This window comes from Fictibacillus barbaricus (genome assembly GCF_014635025.1).
GTDB classification, from domain to species: domain Bacteria; phylum Bacillota; class Bacilli; order Bacillales; family Fictibacillaceae; genus Fictibacillus; species Fictibacillus barbaricus.
The window spans coordinates 878,011-897,993 of record NZ_BMCE01000001.1; the positions used below are offsets into that span (position 1 = coordinate 878,011).

19 protein-coding genes and 1 other RNA gene are annotated in these 19,983 nt (G+C 39.3%); 16 read left to right on the forward strand and 4 right to left on the reverse strand.

From position 1 onward, the window contains the following. Positions 1–277 precede the first annotated feature (277 nt). The 13 genes from IEV52_RS04210 (at position 278) to IEV52_RS04270 (ending at position 12,375) form a co-directional block, all read left to right on the forward strand. Entirely contained in the window at positions 278–979 is a 702-nt protein-coding gene (locus IEV52_RS04210; RefSeq protein WP_188401256.1) for an FHA domain-containing protein, read from the forward strand. 198 nt (positions 980–1,177) lie between these two features. After that, the gene (locus tag IEV52_RS04215) at positions 1,178–1,438 is read left to right on the forward strand and encodes a hypothetical protein (protein ID WP_188401257.1); all 261 of its coding nucleotides are present in this window, start codon (positions 1,178–1,180) and stop codon (positions 1,436–1,438) included. A gap of 45 nt (positions 1,439–1,483) precedes the next feature. Further along, positions 1,484–1,816 carry a hypothetical protein gene (locus IEV52_RS04220; protein ID WP_188401258.1) on the forward strand — a complete coding sequence of 111 codons (333 nt, stop codon included), beginning with the start codon at positions 1,484–1,486 and terminating at the stop codon, positions 1,814–1,816. A gap of 89 nt (positions 1,817–1,905) precedes the next feature. Continuing rightward, positions 1,906–2,136, forward strand: a complete 231-nt coding sequence (gene secG / locus IEV52_RS04225; protein WP_188401259.1) for a preprotein translocase subunit SecG — start codon at positions 1,906–1,908, stop codon at positions 2,134–2,136. A gap of 140 nt (positions 2,137–2,276) precedes the next feature. Further along, complete coding sequence (locus IEV52_RS04230) at positions 2,277–2,966, forward strand: alpha/beta hydrolase (RefSeq protein ID WP_188401260.1); 690 nt, start codon at positions 2,277–2,279, stop codon at positions 2,964–2,966. Between the two features lie 12 nt (positions 2,967–2,978). Continuing rightward, on the forward strand, positions 2,979–3,725 hold the full coding sequence (locus IEV52_RS04235; protein WP_188401261.1) for an alpha/beta hydrolase: 747 nt from the start codon (positions 2,979–2,981) through the stop codon (positions 3,723–3,725). Positions 3,726–3,782: 57 nt separating this feature from the next. Beyond that, complete coding sequence (gene rnr / locus IEV52_RS04240; RefSeq protein ID WP_188402243.1) at positions 3,783–6,074, forward strand: ribonuclease R; 2,292 nt, start codon at positions 3,783–3,785, stop codon at positions 6,072–6,074. Positions 6,075–6,177: 103 nt separating this feature from the next. Beyond that, the gene (gene smpB / locus IEV52_RS04245) at positions 6,178–6,645 is read left to right on the forward strand and encodes an SsrA-binding protein SmpB (RefSeq protein WP_188401262.1); all 468 of its coding nucleotides are present in this window, start codon (positions 6,178–6,180) and stop codon (positions 6,643–6,645) included. 139 nt (positions 6,646–6,784) lie between these two features. Then, positions 6,785–7,145, forward strand: a transfer-messenger RNA (tmRNA) gene (gene ssrA / locus IEV52_RS04250). Between the two features lie 390 nt (positions 7,146–7,535). Beyond that, positions 7,536–8,411 carry a YitT family protein gene (locus tag IEV52_RS04255; RefSeq protein WP_188401263.1) on the forward strand — a complete coding sequence of 292 codons (876 nt, stop codon included), beginning with the start codon at positions 7,536–7,538 and terminating at the stop codon, positions 8,409–8,411. 898 nt (positions 8,412–9,309) lie between these two features. After that, entirely contained in the window at positions 9,310–9,771 is a 462-nt protein-coding gene (locus IEV52_RS04260; protein WP_188401264.1) for a CarD family transcriptional regulator, read from the forward strand. Positions 9,772–10,304: 533 nt separating this feature from the next. Next, a complete protein-coding gene (locus IEV52_RS04265) occupies positions 10,305–11,366 on the forward strand; it encodes a M42 family metallopeptidase (RefSeq protein ID WP_188401265.1) in 1,062 nt (353 codons plus the stop codon). Positions 11,367–11,538: 172 nt separating this feature from the next. Then, positions 11,539–12,375 carry an undecaprenyl-diphosphate phosphatase gene (locus IEV52_RS04270; RefSeq protein ID WP_188401266.1) on the forward strand — a complete coding sequence of 279 codons (837 nt, stop codon included), beginning with the start codon at positions 11,539–11,541 and terminating at the stop codon, positions 12,373–12,375. Between the two features lie 119 nt (positions 12,376–12,494). On the opposite strand, the gene IEV52_RS04275 is transcribed toward IEV52_RS04270, so the two are convergent. Both IEV52_RS04275 and IEV52_RS04280 read right to left on the reverse strand, forming a co-directional pair. After that, positions 12,495–12,701, reverse strand: coding sequence for a CsbD family protein (locus tag IEV52_RS04275; protein ID WP_188401267.1), 207 nt, complete (start codon positions 12,699–12,701; stop codon positions 12,495–12,497). A gap of 17 nt (positions 12,702–12,718) precedes the next feature. Next, positions 12,719–13,246: a general stress protein gene (locus IEV52_RS04280; RefSeq protein WP_188401268.1), complete on the reverse strand. Its 528-nt coding sequence runs from the start codon at positions 13,244–13,246 to the stop codon at positions 12,719–12,721. 213 nt (positions 13,247–13,459) lie between these two features. On the opposite strand from IEV52_RS04280, the gene IEV52_RS04285 reads away from it, so the two are divergent. From IEV52_RS04285 to IEV52_RS04295, 3 genes are all read left to right on the forward strand, one after another. After that, positions 13,460–14,701, forward strand: a complete 1,242-nt coding sequence (locus IEV52_RS04285) for an EAL and HDOD domain-containing protein (protein WP_188401269.1) — start codon at positions 13,460–13,462, stop codon at positions 14,699–14,701. 308 nt (positions 14,702–15,009) lie between these two features. Then, entirely contained in the window at positions 15,010–16,029 is a 1,020-nt protein-coding gene (locus tag IEV52_RS04290; protein ID WP_188401270.1) for an LLM class flavin-dependent oxidoreductase, read from the forward strand. 133 nt (positions 16,030–16,162) lie between these two features. Further along, positions 16,163–16,684, forward strand: a complete 522-nt coding sequence (locus IEV52_RS04295) for a DinB family protein (protein WP_188401271.1) — start codon at positions 16,163–16,165, stop codon at positions 16,682–16,684. 240 nt (positions 16,685–16,924) lie between these two features. On the opposite strand, the gene IEV52_RS04300 is transcribed toward IEV52_RS04295, so the two are convergent. Further along, positions 16,925–17,290, reverse strand: a complete 366-nt coding sequence (locus IEV52_RS04300) for a hypothetical protein (RefSeq protein WP_188401272.1) — start codon at positions 17,288–17,290, stop codon at positions 16,925–16,927. A gap of 86 nt (positions 17,291–17,376) precedes the next feature. Further along, positions 17,377–19,752: an immune inhibitor A domain-containing protein gene (locus IEV52_RS04305; RefSeq protein ID WP_188401273.1), complete on the reverse strand. Its 2,376-nt coding sequence runs from the start codon at positions 19,750–19,752 to the stop codon at positions 17,377–17,379. Positions 19,753–19,983 lie beyond the last annotated feature (231 nt).

The following is a 19,983-nucleotide window of genomic DNA, read 5'->3' on the forward strand; positions in this document are numbered from 1 at the left end:
TCGCTCGCAGTGATTTATGCTCGTACGCGGGAATATATGCTCGCTCGCAGTGATTTATGCTCGTACGCGGGAATATATGCTCGCTCGCAGTGATTTATGCTCGTTCGCGGGAAATTATGCTCGCTCGCAGTGATTTATGCTCGCTCACAAATCATTACGCTCTCTAACAAATTAACAGCTTGTTTATTAAAATCACCACTCATAATCCTTCTATTTTCATCTGAAATCATTTAAAATGCTTATAACAAGTACTTGTTGATGTACGGGGGAATTACGAATGAAAGACAGTTTATATATACGAATCGAGGCGGGGGATCCTTATGATACAGGGAGCCTCATGCCGCTTAAACCCGAAGGAGAAACGTTAACCTTTGGAAGATCATCACACACCAATGAAACCGATGTATCCTTCATTAGTCCTTATGTGTCAAGGATGCACGCTGAGATTTACTTAGAAGATGGTATCACTTTTATACGCGATTTAGATTCTAAGCACGGAACAGCGCTGAATAACAATCTCTTAGAACCAAACATACCAAAACGGCTTCAGTCTGGTGATGTGATCAGTCTCGCAAAAGGAGTTGTCCTGCTAACCTATTTAAATACACAAGCTGAAGAAACAGATTTGACGATGGAATTCACATCACCCATAGAACCCACAGGAACTCAGATTATGAGTGGTCTTCACATAATTCCTGAACGCCGCCAGATCTCGATAGATGGTGTACCTTTATTCCTATCCGGAAAACATACCGATCTGCTAGTGTTCCTATACCGGAAAAAGAATCAAGCAGTCAGCAGTGACGAGATCAAGATTCACATTTGGCCTGAAAGAATGGTAGCTGGATCGAACGAAGTGCCTGACGTTGGAAACGACGAAATCAATGCTCTTGTATACCGCCTTAGAAAAAAGCTTGGTCCATACGGAGACTCAATCATTACCGTCCCGCGTTATGGCTACATGCTTCAAATTGGATAGAACGCTTTAAAAACCTGCATGAACACTTTGTTCCTGCAGGTTTTTTCTATAGCTAATTTTCAGAAACTTATCATGTTCGAGTGAGAAAAGAATCATGATAAATCCATTTTAGAGCAAACAAAAAGAGAGTAAATTAAGTAAAAGGAAAAAACTCCTTTAATAACGATGTTTCTTCCAAATAGGTGTGGTGAATTGAAAATGAGGGTAGAGGAAACTAGACAGCATCGCAGAGGCAGAGCATATCGTTTTAAGTTATATCGTAGATTTATCATTATCTTATTTACTATTTTATTAATTAGAACGTATGACCTGCAGATTACAAACGGGGAAAAAGCACGCTTGAAATCTGAAACTTACGAAGATGTTGTGATTAAGAAATCCATATTCAATGACAACTATTATTCTTCAAAAAAAGACACACCCTTAGAAACAGACATAAAATCAAACAGAGAACAGTAAAATGAATATGGGGGATGTCCCCATAAATGCGAAGAGGGGATGTTTATGATGCAACCACTTAAACAGGAATCTTCGGATGGTGCAGAAAACAAACAGGAAACATTGAATCCGATCAGTTTTATAGGCAAAGTGAAGGAAGCCAATGGCTACGTATTTACCGTCTATCATAAAAAAACAGTAATGAAAGTAAAAATAGATTTAAAAACCGAGCTCCTTGATGGGGACAAGACACTTGATATTGCGCCAGATGAAGCAGTACAGCCAGGAGCTACCGTACAGGTAGTAGGGCTATTAAATAAAAGACTGAATGTCATAAAAGCTGTACGCCTTTATATTTTTCATAAAGAATTCGATATTAATTATCTTGGGACAAATTAACGAAGGTTCTGAAAAAAGTTTTGCCTCGTCCCTTCTAGTTATGATACATTTATAGTAATGTAACGTGGAACGGTGGAGGTGTAACATACATGCTAACAGTAGCAACAATCCTTCTTATATTAGTATCATTAGCTTTGATCATTGTCGTTGTTCTTCAATCAGGTCGTTCGGCAGGATTATCAGGCGCGATTACAGGTGGAGCTGAGCAACTTTTTGGTAAACAAAAAGCGCGTGGTATCGACGCATTGCTTAGCAAACTTACAGTTATCCTTGCAGTCTTGTTTTTCATTCTGACTGTACTCGTAGCGTATTTCTTATAAAGCAATAAAGGCAACAGGTGGAAAAAATCCGCTTGTTGTTTTTTATTTGGCGAAAATCGCTGCACACCCTTTCTTTAAGTGGATGTGATATGATTTGATACATACATAAAAGGGTAACCTAAAGTCAAAAAGGTGGTAGCATGATCGGTTGTCTTTGTTTGCATGGTTTTACAGGCGGGCCTTATGAAATCGAGCCAATCACTGAGTATTTAGAGAAACATACGGATTGGGTTCTTTCTGTCCCAACCTATCCTGGACACGGAAAAGAGCTTTCCTTGCATGGAAGAACACATACAGAATGGCTGGAAGAAGCCGAAAGATCTTATTTAGAACTTCGTGAAAAGGTCGATAACATTTACATTGTCGGCTTTTCAATGGGTGGCATGATCGCGGGTTATTTAGCTTCCAAATATGGATGTGACAAATTGATCCTGCTGAATGCCTCTGCTTATTATTTAAATCCAGGACAAATGATCAAAGATGTGGCAAATATGATTTCCTCAGGATTTAGTGGCCAGCTGAAAGATCATGAACTATATAAAAGATACAAAAAGAAATTTAAAGATACACCTTTTAGTGCAACTCGAGAGTTTCGAAAACTGGTTAAGCTGCTCAAACCAGAGTTCTCACAAGTCTCAGCACCTACATTAATTATTCAAGGAGAATGCGATGGCCTTGTTCCGCGAAAAAGTGCTGAATATTTGTATGGTGCTATAGCAGCTACCAACAAACGCATTTGCTATTTTAAAGAATCAAAACACATGATTTGTCACGATGTAGAAAAAGATCAGCTGATCGATGAAGTTTATCAATTTTTAATGAGTGAATAGGAGAGAAGCAACATGAAAATCACAGCACCAAAACCGTTTTTCTTTGAAGGAGGAAAGCGGGCAGTCTTAATGCTGCACGGATTTACCGGCAGTTCAGCAGATGTACGAATGCTGGGGAGATTCCTTCAAAAGAAAGGTTACACATGTCATGCCCCGCAGTATAAAGGACACGCAGTACCTCCTGAAGAATTAGTACACACTGGACCTGAAGACTGGTGGGAAGATGTGATCGGCGGATATAATCACTTAAAAGAAAAAGGGTACGATGAGATTGCCGTATGTGGACTATCATTAGGCGGTGTATTCTCATTGAAATTGGCTACAGAACAGCCGGTAAAAGCAGTCATTCCCATGTGCGCTCCTATGTCCATCAAAAGCGAAGAAGTGATGTACAAAGGGGTCTGTGAATACGCTGAAGAATATAAAAAGCGGGAGCAGAAGACACGAGAACAGATCGAGCAAGAAATGGAAGAATTTAAAAAAACACCAATGAACACACTAAAAGCACTCCAGGATCTGATTCAAAGTGTAAGAAATTCTGTCGATCTCGTATACGCACCCACGTTTGTGGTGCAGGCTAGAAATGATGAAATGATTAACACCGATTCTGCAAATATTATTTATAACGAAGTTGAAAGTGAAAAGAAAGATATAAAATGGTATGAAAATTCATCACATGTTATTACATTGGACAAGGAAAAAGAACAGCTGCATGAAGATGTTTATGCTTTCTTAGAAGACCTCGACTGGTCGGAATAGGACTCTTTCCTTAAAAAAGGAGGTCAGTTTTTGGATAAACTGCAAATACTCCAGCTCATGAAAGAATCGGAAAAACCGATGACCGTCACCGAGATTGAAGAAGCCCTTCAATTACCGGATGCTGAAGCTTTCAAGGAACTGGTTTTAACATTAAACGAACTAGAAGACGAAGGATCTGTGGTTAGAACACGCACCAATCGTTACGGGCTCCCTGAAAAGATGAGTCTTATTAAAGGGCGTGTTCAAGGCCACGCAAAAGGGTTTGCTTTTTTAATTCCTGAAGATAGTGAACAAAAGGATGTGTACATCTCACAATCCGATATGAATGGTGCGATGAGTGGTGATACCGTCCTCGTCAGGTTAAACAATACGACGTCTGGGTCACGTCCAGAGGGAACGATTATCCGTATTCTGGAACGAGGCGTTACAGAAGTAGTTGGTACGTTTCAGGAAAGCCGCAGATTCGGTTTTGTCATCGCAGATGATAAACGCATTCCAAACGATATCTTTATCCCTGCAGAAGGGGTTAACGGAGCGGTAGAAGGCCATAAAGTATTGGTGAAAATCACGAAATATCCTGAAGGCCGGAACAGTGCTGAAGGGGAGATCATCCATATCATCGGACATAAAAACGACCCTGGTGTGGATATCATCTCCGTTATTTTTAAGCATGGACTCCCAAGAGAGTTTCCTGAAGAAGCACTAGATCAAGCACATAATACGCCCGATGAAATAGATCCGAAAGATATTGAAGGACGGCGCGATCTTCGGAATGAAACGATTGTAACCATTGACGGAGCTGACGCCAAAGACTTGGATGATGCCGTACATGTGATCAAGCTCCCGAACGGTCATTACAAGCTTGGTGTTCACATTGCAGATGTTACCCATTATGTAACAGAAGATTCGCCTATTGATAAAGAAGCACGTGAACGCGGTACGAGTGTGTACTTGGTAGACCGTGTTATCCCGATGATTCCGCATCGTCTCTCAAATGGTATCTGTTCTTTAAATCCAAAAGTGGACCGCTTAACGATTTCGTGTGAGATGGAGATCAACGGTGATGGAGAAGTAGTGAAACATGAGATCTTCCCAAGTGTGATCAAGACAACAGAGCGTATGACCTATACGGATGTCCGAAAAATCCTGCAGGATGAAGATGAGGAAGTTACAAAGAAATATGAACCACTCATCCCATTCTTCCAGCTGATGGGAGAACTTGCTGAAATTTTAAGAAAAAGACGCTTTGCACGGGGAGCGATTGACTTTGATTTTTCAGAAGCAAAAGTCATTGTTGATGAGAACAGCGATCCGCAAGATGTTATCATTCGAGAACGATCTGTTGCAGAACGTCTAATCGAAGAATTCATGCTTTGTGCAAACGAAACAGTCGCTCAGCATTTTCATGAAAAAGAGCTGCCTTTCATGTATCGAATCCATGAGGATCCAGATGAGGGCAAGCTAGAGCGTTTCTTAGAGTTCATCGGAATGTTTGGTTATGCCTTAAAAGGGACGCCAACCGACTTACATCCTCGGTCACTTCAGCAGCTTTTAGAGACTGTAAGAGGCGAGCCAGAAGAAATGGTAATCAGTAAGATTATGCTTCGTTCCATGAAACAAGCAAAGTATGATCATATGTCTCTCGGGCACTATGGTTTGGCAACCGAGTTCTATACTCACTTTACATCTCCAATCCGCCGTTATCCGGATTTGATCGTTCACCGATTAATCCGTACGTATCTGTTCCAAAAAGATACCGGACCAAAGACAGTGAGTCATTGGAAGTCAGAACTTCCGGGTATTGCAAAACATTCATCAGCTATGGAACGCCGTGCCGTTGATGCGGAGCGTGAAACGGATGAACTGAAAAAAGCACAGTTCATGCTTGATAAAGTGGGAGAAGAATTTGATGGTGTCATTAGCTCTGTAACCAACTTTGGATTGTTCGTTGAGCTGCCAAACACGATTGAAGGCCTCGTACACGTCAGCTACTTAACGGACGACTATTACCGCTTTGACGAAAAGTTTATGGCGATGATCGGTGAACGAACGGGGAACGTATTCCGTATCGGTGATGAAATTTCAATTCGCGTTGTGAACGTAAACGTTGATGAACGGGCCATTGATTTTGAGATCGTCGGTATGAAGGGAACGCCACGCAAGCGTCATAAAGACCGCCAGCAAGTGATAGACATTGGGGACACACCTAAACGCGGACGGGGCAGACGCAGCAACAACCGTAATAGTGAGTCTGAGCGATCGAACGGTCCTCAAGATTCAAAAAAAGGAAAGAAAAAGCCTTTTTATAAGCCGGTTGCGAAGAAAAAAGGGAAAAAGAAAAGAAAGTAACATGGTAAATGCTCAAGGTTCATCTTCAGTGGTGAACCTTGACGTTATTTGACCAAATTGATATAATTAGATTTCACTTGCTGTGGGGAGGATTGAGTTTTACATGCCAAAAGGAGAAGGGAAAGTAGTCGCACAGAATAAAAAGGCGCGGCACGATTACCACGTTGAAGAAACATTTGAAGCTGGAATTGTCCTTCAGGGCACGGAGATAAAATCCATTCGCGCAGGCAGGGCAAATTTAAAAGATTCCTTTGCCCGTGTGCAGAACGGCGAGTTGTTTTTACACAACATGCACATCAGCACGTATGAGCAAGGAAACCGGTATAACCATGATCCGCTACGTACGCGTAAGCTGCTTTTGCACCGCAAGGAGATTAACAAGCTGTTGGGTGCAACAAAAGAACAAGGATATTCGATTGTTCCTTTGAAAATGTATCTGAAAAATGGTTTTGCTAAGCTTCTCATTGGTCTTGCAAAAGGGAAAAAGCATTATGACAAGCGTGATGACTTGAAAAAGAAGGATGCAAAACGTGAAATCGAGCGTGCATTCAGGGATCGTCAGAAGATCTAATTGGAGCTCCTTACAGGAACTTACAATTGAGACGCGGCGTCGAAAATGTTATACTAAGCACACAAGTGAATAAGGGCAAATTAGCTTTTATCTCTTTCCGTGGTTCGGCAGAATTAAGTTTCTGCACCATTTTAATAATGGGGACGTTACGGATTCGACAGGGGTAGTTTGAGCTTAAGTTGCGAGTCGAGGGGGTCGGCCTCGTTAAAACGCCAAAGCCAATAACTGGCAAACAAAACAACAACCTAGCTTTAGCTGCTTAATAGCACTTTAGCTGTTCCTCCCTCCATCGCCCATGTGGTAGGGTAAGGGACTCACTCTTAGTGGGCTACGCCGGTTGTCCTCCGCCTGAGGACGATGGAAGAGAATAATCAGGCTAGCGGTCCGGACGCCTGTCGGCTGGCAGATGGATTCGCGAAATGCGAATAAACCGACTACACTCGTAGAAGCTTAAGTGCCAATATCTTTGGACGTGGGTTCGACTCCCACCGTCTCCACCAATACATAGGTGGATTAAGATCAATTTTGATATATTATTAATTGATTAATGAACTTGGTCTTCTTGATTTTGCTAATTTAAACATTAAAAAGAGCTCACCAATTGGTGAGCTCTTTTTTTTTATTCCATAAACCGGCCAGATTGTGGAAGACTTAAAGTAAGTAATTACTGAAGAAAAGTTTATCGCGATTAAAAAACTAATTTCTTTTCAGGACATCTCTTCGTAATAATAGAAATTAATAATCTCTATGTATTTGAGAGGGAGTTCATATTTTGTCTCATGAATGAGATATACATTATTTCTTGATTAACTTTAAGACCAGAATCGTTCAAAAATAATTTATTGGGTAACTTAAATAAGATATAACATGTTTGAAGGTGAGAAATTTTTATGAATACAATCAAAAGGCTCAATAAGCTAAAAATGATTTCACGAGGATTGATGGTAATTATTGGCGGATTTATAGCAGCGTATGGACTAGAAACGGTATTAATTCCAAACAATGTTTCAGACGGTGGTGTGACCGGTCTTGGTATCGTTGGATCACAACTATTTGGATTACCGTTAGGAGTTCTAATTACAGTTTTAAACCTTCCTTTTATCTGGCTAGGTTATCAACAAATTGGTAAAAATTTTGCTATTTTTTCGATTATAGGAATAGCTTCACTTGCTGTTGGTACATTCCTCATGCACCATACACCAGCGATTATTGAAGGGGATACATTATTAGTTACCGTTGTTGGTGGTATTATCCTAGGTTTTGGGATGGGGTTAGCATTGCGGAATGGCGGGGCACTAGATGGGATTGATATGCTGGCTGTACTGCTTTCTCGGAAATTACCGTTTGGGACAAGTGATCTCATTCTTTTCTTAAACACCTTCGTATTTATTTTCGTGTCAACTGCATTCGGCCTACAAGGAGCAATTCTTTCGGCAATTGCTTATTATATTGCTTCAAAAGTGATTCACATAGTGGAAGAAGGTTTAAGCGGCTCTAAGACCTTTAAAATTATCACAACTCAACCTAAATTAATGGTAGAGACTATACGTGATTGCTTAGGTCGAAGTGCGACATATAACGAAGTTTACGGTGGTTTTTCCCATGAAAAATTTAAGGAAATCACATGTGTCATTAATCGCCTAGAAGAAAGCAAAATGAAAGAAATCATTAATGAGATTGACGAAACTGCTTTTGTTACCGTATATGACGTAGCAGAAGTTAAGGGTGGTAATTTCAGAAAACATAATTTATTAGACAAAAACTAGTTAATTTAAAATCCATAAAGATTTATTCAACAAATGGGTGCATTTCTTAAACAGAAGAAATGCATTTTTTAATGAAATAGAATAAAAAATGGGGAAAAAATCAAGAAAAAGTTTTGTACGGATGTCGATATTACAATTTATCATTCGTTTAATCTATAGAGGAGCTTCGAACAAATTATGACAGAGTCTGGATAGAATATATAATTAACCTTACTCAACAATCGGGTTCGTTAGTAGAAGATCCTGAGGGTACAGTTTCCTAATTCATTTTCATAAAAATTTATTTTATTATCCAGATGCTCTAAACTCTGCTATCGAAAGTTTAAAGGCTCTGGTTCATGAACCAGAGCCTTTTATCGCTTTCCATGCTCCGAAAAACGGAGTATGAGTTATTTGTCTGCCTAGATTTCGAATGAAATTTATATGACACCAAACAAGAAAAACAAGATTAATGCAATAAGGAGTAATACTGACGGATCAATGGTACTCAATAAAGGGTTTTCTGCGACATTTTGCAGAGCAAAAGTTGTCCCCGAGTTATTCACACAACGTTTTTTCTTAGACATGTTTTTCCACCTCTATTTTTATTAACAATGAGCTATAGTTTTTTAAATATAGCAAACCAGATAAAGGAGATTTCTTGAGGACTAACAAAGAAAAGATAATCGATTGTGCCAAGATTATTCCTTTAACTTGGTCTTACTATCAATTTATGAGGACAAGCTATGGATGGTGTGGGTGTTCAGAAAGCGTTTTAGTAATTCTGATAAAAAAGGCTCTAATTTCCAAAGAAAAAGTTATTGACTCTAAAAATAAATTTATGATATTATTAAATATTTGATAAATAAACACATGTATGGTAAGCTTAAGCAGGTTAGCATACATGGAGGTGGGTTATATGTTTCAAATTGGTGATAACATTGTTTATCCAATGCATGGAGCAGGTATAATTGAAGCCATAGAAGAAAAAGCATTCTCAGGGAAAACACAACAGTATTATGTAATTAAAATGTCAATCAGTAATTTGCAAGTTATGATTCCAACGAGTAAAATATTGAGTTCACGTATTCGACCAGTTACTGATATTTTTGCATTAAAACACATCTTACACATTTTTCAGCATGGAGAGTCAGATAGATTACTGCCGTGGAAACAAAGGTATAAAGTGAACACCGACAAAATGAAAACGGGTGAAATACAAGATGGTGCTGAAGTTGTACGTGATTTAATGCGTATGAAGAAAGAAAAAGCACTTAATTCAAGCGAAAAAAAAATGTTGGATAATGCATATGAATTATTGATCAGTGAGCTGGGATTAATTAAAGGAATCACTGAAAATCAAATAAAAAGTTTCAGTTAAGATTAATTATAAATAATGTAATGCATTCCGATCCTGAATTTTTCGGAATATTATTTTTATTAAAAGTAAATCATTTCAAAGCATTCTACTTCTTCAACTCGCTTTTTGAGTAATAGCCTCTTTTGTTATTTCTACAATCTAATCCATTTATTTTTTTTGATTTCTTTTACTAACGTTCGAAGTTTCATAAAAATTACTCGGCAAAATAGTTACTTGATTTTTGCAATCCTGATTCACACTGGCACGGACAAGGAGCCGTAAGGATGAAAGAGAGGTAGGGCTTTCATTGTTTTAGGTATATTATCTAAGTCATTATTTCAAGAACAGAGAAACGCATTCCAAGCGTTTTTTCTAGGCTTTAGAGGTTTTGGAGGTCTTGTTTTCCCATTCTTTGCAACGCCATTTTTTACCGGGTTCGGTCTTTTCAGATTTCCGTTCTTTGGATTTAGACGTGCTAAATTTAGAATTTCCCCACTAAAATTATAATAATTCCTCATCATTTTCCCCATCCTAGACATAGGAAGGTGAAAATAATGGACTTATTAAAAGAGTTAACAGAAGCGAATGGTGCTCCGGGATTTGAAAAAGCCATTCATGACATCATGAAACGTGAAATAAATAAAACTGGAGCAGCCTTAGTCAACGACCATCTTGGAAGCATATTCGGAGAAAAAAAAGGTTCAGATGCAGACGGTCCGAAAATCCTATTAGCCGGCCACATGGACGAAGTAGGATTCATGGTAAGTGAGATAACAAAAGATGGTTATCTGCGTTTTGTTCCACTAGGCGGCTGGTGGTCACAAGTTCTTTTGGCACAGCGTGTTCACATTGAAACGAAAAATAAAACGTTTACAGGTGTAGTGGGTTCGAAGGCTCCACACATTTTAACGCCAGATGAACGCAATAGAGTGTATCCAATGAAAGAGATGTTCATTGATATTGGGGCTAATGATAAAGACCAAGTGAAAGAATGGGGAATAAGAGTAGGTGATCCAGTTCTCCCCATCTGTCCTTTTGAGCTGATGCCAAACGGGGATACGATCCTTGCAAAAGCTCTTGATAACCGTGCAGGCTGTTATACAGCGTTAAACGTACTTCAGCAGCTGCAGAACATCAGCCACCCAAATACGGTTTATTGCGGTGCAACGGTTCAAGAGGAAGTTGGATTAAGAGGTGCGATGACAGCTCCTTACATTATGGAACCAGATGTTGCGATCGCACTGGATGTAGGTGTTGCAGAGGATGTCCCTGGAGGAAATGCAAACAAGGCGAAACTGGGTGAAGGACCACTATTAACTTTCCTTGACTCATCCATGATCCCCCACACTGGTTTTCGTGATCTGATGATTGAGGTCGCAGAAAAGAACAATATCCCTTACCAGGTAGATGTTATGCTCGGAGGAGGAACAGATGCAGGAAAGTTCCACCTTTATAAAAAGGGGATACCAAGCATTGTGGTTGGTGTGGCTGCACGATATATCCATAGCCATACCTCTATGATCAGTAAAAGTGACCTCGAAAACAGCGCTAAGCTTCTAATAGAACTCGTTAAGGTTCTGGATAAAGAGAAACTCCAGTCGCTTCTTCACTATTAAACAACAAACAAACCCCGCTGGAATATCTCTGGCGGGGTTTTTCATGCGGACTCATCATGTTACAGAGTTATAAAAAGTTTTACATCATTCTTTGCTAATCATGTAAAAAAGACTATTATAGAGAGATGAGAGTATAAGTAGTATAAGTAGTAAAAGGAGATAAGTAATTTTTATGGACATCCTATTGTTATTAAAAGCCCTTATTTTAGGGATGGTAGAAGGTTTAACGGAGTTCGCTCCTGTTTCATCAACAGGACACATGATTCTAGTCGATGATATGTGGCTAAAATCACAAGAGTTTTTAACAAAATATGTAGCAAATACATTTAAAGTCGTGATTCAGCTTGGATCGATCTTAGCGGTTGTTGTCGTATTTAGGCAGCGTTTTATTGAGATGCTGGGATTGAAAAGAAACAAAGCTGCTAATGAAGTAACTGGAGGCCGTTTAAAGTTAACTCAAGTAATCGTAGGGTTACTGCCGGCGGGTATTTTAGGTATTTTATTTGAAGACTATATCGATGAGCATCTGTTCACGGCTAATACCGTGCTTATTGGTTTGGCAATTGGTGCTGTTCTTATGATTATTGCAGATAAATTTGCTGCTAAGAACCAGAACCCTGTCATTGACAGTGTTGATCAAATCACATACAAACAAGCTTTCTCAATCGGACTCATTCAATGTTTGTCACTCTGGCCAGGATTCTCACGCTCAGGTGCTACCATTTCAGGTGGTGTTCTTCTCGGACTGAGCCACCGTGCGGCTGCTGACTTTACATTTATCATGGCCGTGCCGATCATGGCTGGTGCAAGTGGAATTTCTTTATTGAAGAACTGGCAATACTTTACGATGGACGCTATGCCGTTCTTCGTAGTTGGATTCATAAGTGCGTTTGTATTCGCGATGCTTTCAATCCGATTCTTCTTAAAAATTATTGAAAAAGTAAAGTTAACACCGTTTGCTATTTATCGATTAGTTCTTGTAGGCGTTATCCTGCTTATCATGATGTAATAATCAGAATCCTCTACTCAAAAAAGCTGGTCAAAATGTTAACAAATTAATATATAAGCAGCTCTTTTTGAATAAAAAGAATGAAAACCCGCTAAGCATCAGCCTTAGCGGGTCTTTCTTTAATATTGGTCGATTCTGCTGTACCAGTCGTCGTATTCGCGTTCAGCATCTTCTCTTGATCTTCCATGTCTTTCCTGAATCTTGCCGATCATCTTCTCACGATCACCTTGTGCTTGATCGTAATCGTCATCCGTTAAGTTGCCCCATTGTTTCTGAGCCTCACCTTTGAATTGTTTCCATTTGCCTTCCATTGTATCGTTTTTCATTTTCTACCTCCATTCATTTATTTTGTAGAATAAGAATCTTCATAGCGGTGTGCATTTGAAGAACGGTACGTACGGAATGTATCATTTACTTTTCTATGCCTGTCCACTTCATTTGTTTCAACGAGTACGAGAATGTCACCTTCTTCAACAGACCTTTCATACTCTTTTGCCTCGTCTTCAGGAATTCCTAACCCTACTAAAGCTCCAACAATTCCTCCAGCACCAGCACCAACTGCTGCACCGCCTAGAGCAGCTGCAATCGGTCCTGCCGCAACAATCGGTCCGATGCCTGGGATTGCAAGTGCACCAGCCCCAAGAAGTAATCCTCCGATGCCGCCAAGAATTCCACCTGTAGCCATCCCTGTCGCAGCACCTTCCGGAGCTTTGGTGCCTGTCTCTTCATGAATGTGTTTTACATCTTTTTTGTCTTTGGCAATAACCGAGATGTCATTTTCACTATACCCTTGATCTCTAAGTTCTTTAATTGCATCAATTGCATCTTCTTCTGTACGGAAAACGCCTACTACTTTATTATGAGTTTCCATCGAATTCCTCCTTTTGTAGAAGATCAATACGTAGGTTATGTTCCCATAGGGAAATAAAACTAAACGTAAATGAACATGTTTGAGTCGAAAGAACCAGTCTTGCATCTAAATTGGAACATATTAACAGTGCCGTTTGTATTGTCCTTTCTTACAATTTATGGTTTGATGTCTATATATAGGAAATAAACAAATAGGTCGCAATGGGGATTGAATATGGATATATTTATTGGCAGGCAACCGATTCTTGATAAAGAGGAGAAGGTTGTTGCTTATGAACTTTTATACAGAAATAGTGATAAGAATAGATACGAAGAATTAGATCATGATAGTGCTACGATAGATGTTATGGTGAACAGTTTTACTGGAATTGGCATTAAAGAAGTGGGTGATCGGAAAAAGTGCTTCATAAACTTTACTGAGAACCTGTTATTGAACCGCATTCCTACATATATTTCTCCTGAGTATATCGTGGTAGAGATTTTAGAAGACGTTAGAATGAGTGATGAAATATTAGCTGTTTGTAAAGAGTTAAAGAATAAAGGGTATATCATAGCACTCGATGATGTTTCTGTTAATAAAGATCTCGATTTGCTCCTGCCATATATTGATATTGTTAAAGTGGATTATTTAGCGATGGATACATTTGATATGAAGAAGATGATTGAGGAATATAGAGATCAGTTTACGTTCTTGGCTGAAAAAATTGAAACACGTGCACAATTTGATGAAGCGAGAGATATGGGCTTTGAGTATTTTCAAGGCTACTTATTTAGCAAGCCAATCATCCTGCAAAGTAAAGACATCGCTCCAATTCCTGCAAACTATATGTTATTGTTAGAGAAATTGAACAAGCAAGAACCAGATATTAATGAGATCAGTACGTTAATACAACGAGATTTATCTCTTTCTTATAAACTGTTAAAAGTCATGAATTCAGGAACATACTTTTTCAAAAGCAAAGTAACTTCAATCAAACAAGCCGTTGTTTTATTGGGGCTTTACGAGATAAAAAAACTCATCATCATCTTATTGATGTCAAGTTTAAACAAAACAGACAACCAAATGGAGATCGTAAAGATCAGCTTAACGAGAGCATTATTTTTTGAGCGAATTGCAAACATGATTGGAATCTCTAAAAATAAACTCTATCTGTTCGGTATGTTTTCTTTAATGGATACCTTGCTTAGTAAAAATATGAAAGATATCATTGATGATCTGCCGATTACGAATGAGCTCGCAGAAGCACTTCTAGGGGAGAATGAAAAATATAATCTTGCCCTAAAACTTATTGGATATATGGAAAAAGGAGAAGGGCATATCGTTCGAGAGTTATGTGGAAATTTAAATGCATCTGACGATGAACTCTATCTGCATTATCAAGCGAGCATATTATCTGCTCAACAGTTTTTTCAGAAAGATCAAGAAGGAAATGTTAACATACTGGACCTCCATTAGTTGGAGGTCCTTTTATCTTTTAACCATGAGAGCAATGGGAAAGTAAAACAAGGGTGATTGGAGTAGAATAGGTGGTAGAGGATGGAGGGAGTCATTTATGAAATTAAGCATATTGGACCAATCATCGATTTCAAAGGGTAAAAGTGCCAAGGAAGCATTAGAAGCTGCTAGCTGATCAAGTACTTTCTTAGGAAAGTAAGCAGCAGAGCATAATTTTTCATTTAAGCTATTATTCTTGTTATACTTATAACGATTATTAAAATATAGTAGCTAATTTTTTGTTGCTTTATATAAGGAGGACGTTAAGGATGTCCAATAAAAAAAGGTTAAGTGATATCAAATGGTCCGTTCTTGATCTTGCACCAGTTGTTGAAGGCGGAACTGTTTCTGATTCATTCAGGAATACGCTAGAGCTTGCACAGCATGCGGAAAAATGGGGATATAACCGCTATTGGCTTGCTGAACATCATAATATGCCTGGGATCGCCAGCTCAGCTACTTCTGTTGTTATTGGCCATGTCGCTGGCGGTACATCAAAGATACGCGTAGGGTCTGGAGGAATCATGCTCCCAAACCACTCGCCCCTTGTTATCGCTGAACAATTTGGAACACTTGATGCACTTTACCCAGGGAGAATTGACTTGGGACTCGGACGTGCACCTGGAACAGATCAGCTAACGGCACAGGCATTACGCCGTGATCTAGGCAGCATGGGAGATGATTTTCCTTATCAGTTAGAGGAATTACGCACTTACCTGGATCCTGAACGAGCAGAATCACCTATGAAAGTAAGAGCGGTTCCTGGCGAAGGGCAAGACATTCCGATTTGGCTCCTCGGTTCCAGTGGATTTAGTGCACGTTTAGCAGGACGAGAGGGTCTGCCTTTTGCTTTTGCAAGCCACTTTTCCCCGGATAATACACTTCCTGCCTTAGAGCTTTATAGAAATACGTTTACCCCATCAGAAATACTTGATGAGCCGTATGCAATGGTTGGAGCAAACGTTGTGGTTGCAGATACGGATGAGGAAGCAGCTCGAATAGCCACTTCGCTGCAACAGCAATTCGTAAACCTAGTCCGTGGAAATCCTACAAAACTTAAACCGCCAGTTGAAAGTATGGAAGGAATCTGGAGTTCCTACGAAAGAGCAGCCATTGAACAGCAGCTTCGTACAACGATTATAGGTAGTCCTAAAACGGTTAAAGAGAAAATACAAGCGTTCCTGGACGAAACACAAGCAGATGAGATTATCGTCAATGGTCAGATTTATGATCACCAGGCACGATTACGTTCTTTTGAATTATTAGCTGAAATCATTAATGAAAAATAAATGATAAACGTACTCCTATCGAGGGGTACGTTTTTTCTATAAAATAAGAATATTTGTTCGGTTCGGCTAAAGGGATTTTTTATTAAGGGCAGAATATATATAGTGATGTGATTATCATGAGGAGGTTCTAAACATGGAAAAGCCAATGCAGCTTCTTCAGTTTAACACGTGGGCAAACGATAAAGTCTTTCAGCATTTAAAAAGTTTGCCTGCCGATCTTTACCGTAAGGAGGTAAAAAGTGTATTTCCTTCTGTTTCTGCTGTGCTTGTTCATATGTATCAAGTTGATTATGTATGGCTCGAAGCTATTAAAGGGGAGAAGTTTGAAGATATTATAGCTTCTGTCGGTCCGTTATACGCTGGGCTGCAAGCTGCTTCGCTAGAGGACATGGAGTTGAAATTTAATGAACTTGATGTCGAATACAATGCTTTTGTTAATAAAAAGAAAGATCTATCGCAGCAGACAATCGTTCATCATCCTCACTTTGGCACATTAGAAACAAGCTATAAAGATCTTATTCAGCACATTGTGAATCACGGAACCTATCACCGTGGTCATATTTCTGCGATTTTAAATCAGCAAGGTCATAAAGGAGCATCAACGGATTACATTTTTTACTTATATACGCTGCAGCAGCAAAAACAAACAAAATAGCAAATGTATGAAAAGGATGTATCCAACGGGATATGTCTTTTTTGTGTTCTTCCATTATTGATTCCAGTATTGGTTAAGAATTTTGAAGAAGCAAATTGTTGACCGTATAAAAGAAGTTAATTGAATGAGAAAAAGATGGTTCAATGAGGAGGATGTCATGCCTCTTGGTCCATCTTTTTATATTTTTAGTCTATTCATTTTTGAAAAAAGGCTGTCGCTTAAATGCCTTTTTCAATTTCTCTACTCCGTTTTTTTATTTTCATTTTGTATTTTTTCTTTAATCTCTTTTAGGTACTTGTTCTTGGCTTTTTCGTCTTGCAGGTTTACAGGATTTTTATTCTGCAGATACTTTTGAAGGGCTTGGCTGATTTCCTCTTGTGTAGCATCCTCTGGAATTTCACCTTTTTCCTTAAGCATCTTTATGATCTTCTCATCATTAGCGATCATCGTACTCACCTCGTTTGACTGTTCTGATGAATGCGCTTTTTCATGTTGTGCATCCTTTTTGTTATATTGAACATCTTCTTCTTTATTGGATAGGGAGCTGCAGCTTGTGAAAACAGTCATTAAGAATAAGACTATACATACACTCATCAACTTTTTCATCATTCACTCTCCTTATTCGCCCGGTACCCTTAGTATACAAAACCCAACTGCAGGAATACAGTTGGGCTTATGGTTACTATTCTTTTTTAACGAGAAATCCTGATCTTAGCTACAGAATCATCTTTACTTTTTCCTGTAACTTCAAACTTAAGTCCGTATTGAGGAACGTTACGTCCAGCGTCGACAAGACCAGGGTTGCTGTAATCGTCATTATCGTTAAATACTTGATTTGGATGAACAGCGTTATCTGTTAGAGTTGTTCCAAGCAGTTCTCTGTAATCCAAGAACATTGGTTTACCCTTCTCTGTATTGAAAGCTGCATCGTGAACGAGGTAACGAGTAGAGGCAACTGTTCCGTCACTCCACTTAAGTGTCTCTTGGTTTGCATCAACAACGCCTAAGAAACCTTCTCCTGGATGAACGCCTGTCCAGTTATCCGTATATTTATTATCTACGTACCACACAATAAGACCGCCATCATAAGACATTAAGCTTTTACCGCGAGCGATATGAGCCAATCCTTTATCAACACCTTGATGGTTTCTCCATTCTAATAAGTAGTAATGATCAGAATAGAATTTGCCCTGGCTTTTTGTGAAGCCTTCTAGAATAAAGGCAGAATCACCTTCAGCATCATCAAATAACTTTTCTGAACCATCTACGTCTACAGAGATATCATCCACAAAGAATCCCGGATTTATTGAAGCACCATCTGTCCAATAGTTAAATCTCAAGTCGATCTTCTTGCCCGCATAGTTAGAAAGGTTAAATGAACCATCTACCCATCCCTTAGACTTACCAGTAATTCCGTTACCAGGGTTTTGGTTATAAGGGTTGGTGTCAGTTGTCAGGTTTCCTTTGATACCAATCCATTTGTCTGAACCTTCTTCTTTCACTTGTACAGAAGCATAATCCCAATCTGTTTCAATGTCATACCATGTTTTAAATGTTAGAGAAGCAGAATCAGCATCAGACAAATCAAGTGATGTAACAAGTGAGTTATTTAAATTATTACCTTTGCCGCTAAAGTATTCGTACTCTCCGCCAAACGGTGTATTTACAACTGTTTCTTTTTGTGGGAGATCAACACGTACAGCATCGTTGTTTGTTCCTTTTGTATTGGCTTGATCTAAAAGAACGTCAATTCCTTTGCGATCGATCTCATCGAGTACGAACGTTTCTCCGCTTAACCAGTTACCACCAATGTAAGATTGTAAGAATTCTTTTGACCAAGCACTGAATCCAGTAGGCTCAGTTCCAGGAATCTTACCCGCCCAGCTTCCACTGGACATGATTGACCAGTAGGCAACAGGTTCACCTTGTCCTGTATATTGTGTGTCATACTCATCAGGTAGCTCCAGGTCATGTCCGTATTCATGTGCGAATACCCCGGCCGCACCATCAGCAGGTTCAATTGTATAATCGTAAGCGGCCATTGCACCATCCCAATACGGTACATCTGATTCAGTACCTTCAATCGCATATGGCTCCTCAAGACTCCAACGGTGGCTCCATACAGCATCTCCGCCTAGAGAACCTCCGCCCGCTTCTTCACCAACACTGGAGTGAACGATCATCAGATGGTCTACGAGACCGTCTGGTTCACGTGTGTTTCCGTCTTGGTCAAGATCATAACGGTCTTCTTGGTCAAAGTCTGCTAGGTTGATATTTGGATCCTTGGCTGCTGCATCCAATGCTTCTTTTACTAGTTCACGAGGTTTTGCGTCGCTGCCATCTGGATCAGGAACGTTTCCTCCATAATAAGCGGCAGGGTGCTTCGCTTTGTACCATCCGCCGACCTTACCTGTGATAGAGTAGCTTCCACCAGATTGCTGTTCATAATATTGTTTTACAGAAATAAGCTTTTCCCCAATCGGACCTTCATATCCTTTTTTACCAAAGATCATATCTTCGTAGTGTTCTGGGTTGTACTCATCGTAAAACATATCTGTTTCTTCAGATGTAATATTTGTCGCAGGAAAGTCAGGGTATTCAACGAGCAGAACGAGAACGTTATCTACACGTTTTCCGCTTTTCCACTTTTCTTCCTTTACATTCTTGATCTTGTCCTCTTTCTTACCGTCCTTTTTAAGCCCATCTCTTATATGTTTCTTGCTAATTTTTTCACGCTTATCTCCGTGCTCGTCTTCTAACTCACCTTTAGGAAATTTAGCAGCATTCTCTTGTTTATTTTCTAAAAACTGTTGAAGCTCTTGCTGTACTTCCTTTTCACTTGCACTACTACTGATCTGACCGTTCTTTTTAAGCATCTCTATTAATCTTTCATCATTGGCAATGGCTAAATCGAATGGACCGCCGGCATGTTTATGTCCTTTTTCTTCAACTGCAGATGCTTTATGAATATCTGACAATACGTTAACTGGTGCTGCACTTACACTTGAGAAAGCACTGCAGCTTAACATTGCAGCAAGGGCTGCTGAAGCCCATTTACCCTTTTTCATCAAAATCCCCCCTAATGTTGTAAGTTTCATAACTTATATCCGATAAATATTGTCGGATAATTCCGCATATTGAAAATGTTACCATGTTATATCGAATTCTAGAATAGGTGATATATCTCAGGTTTGAATATAGAAATAGGTATATATTTCTATTTTAAGGACTATTTTCTAATAGGTTCTGTTCGGAAAAAATGTATAATTCGTTATATAATAAGGGTTTGTAATATGGGT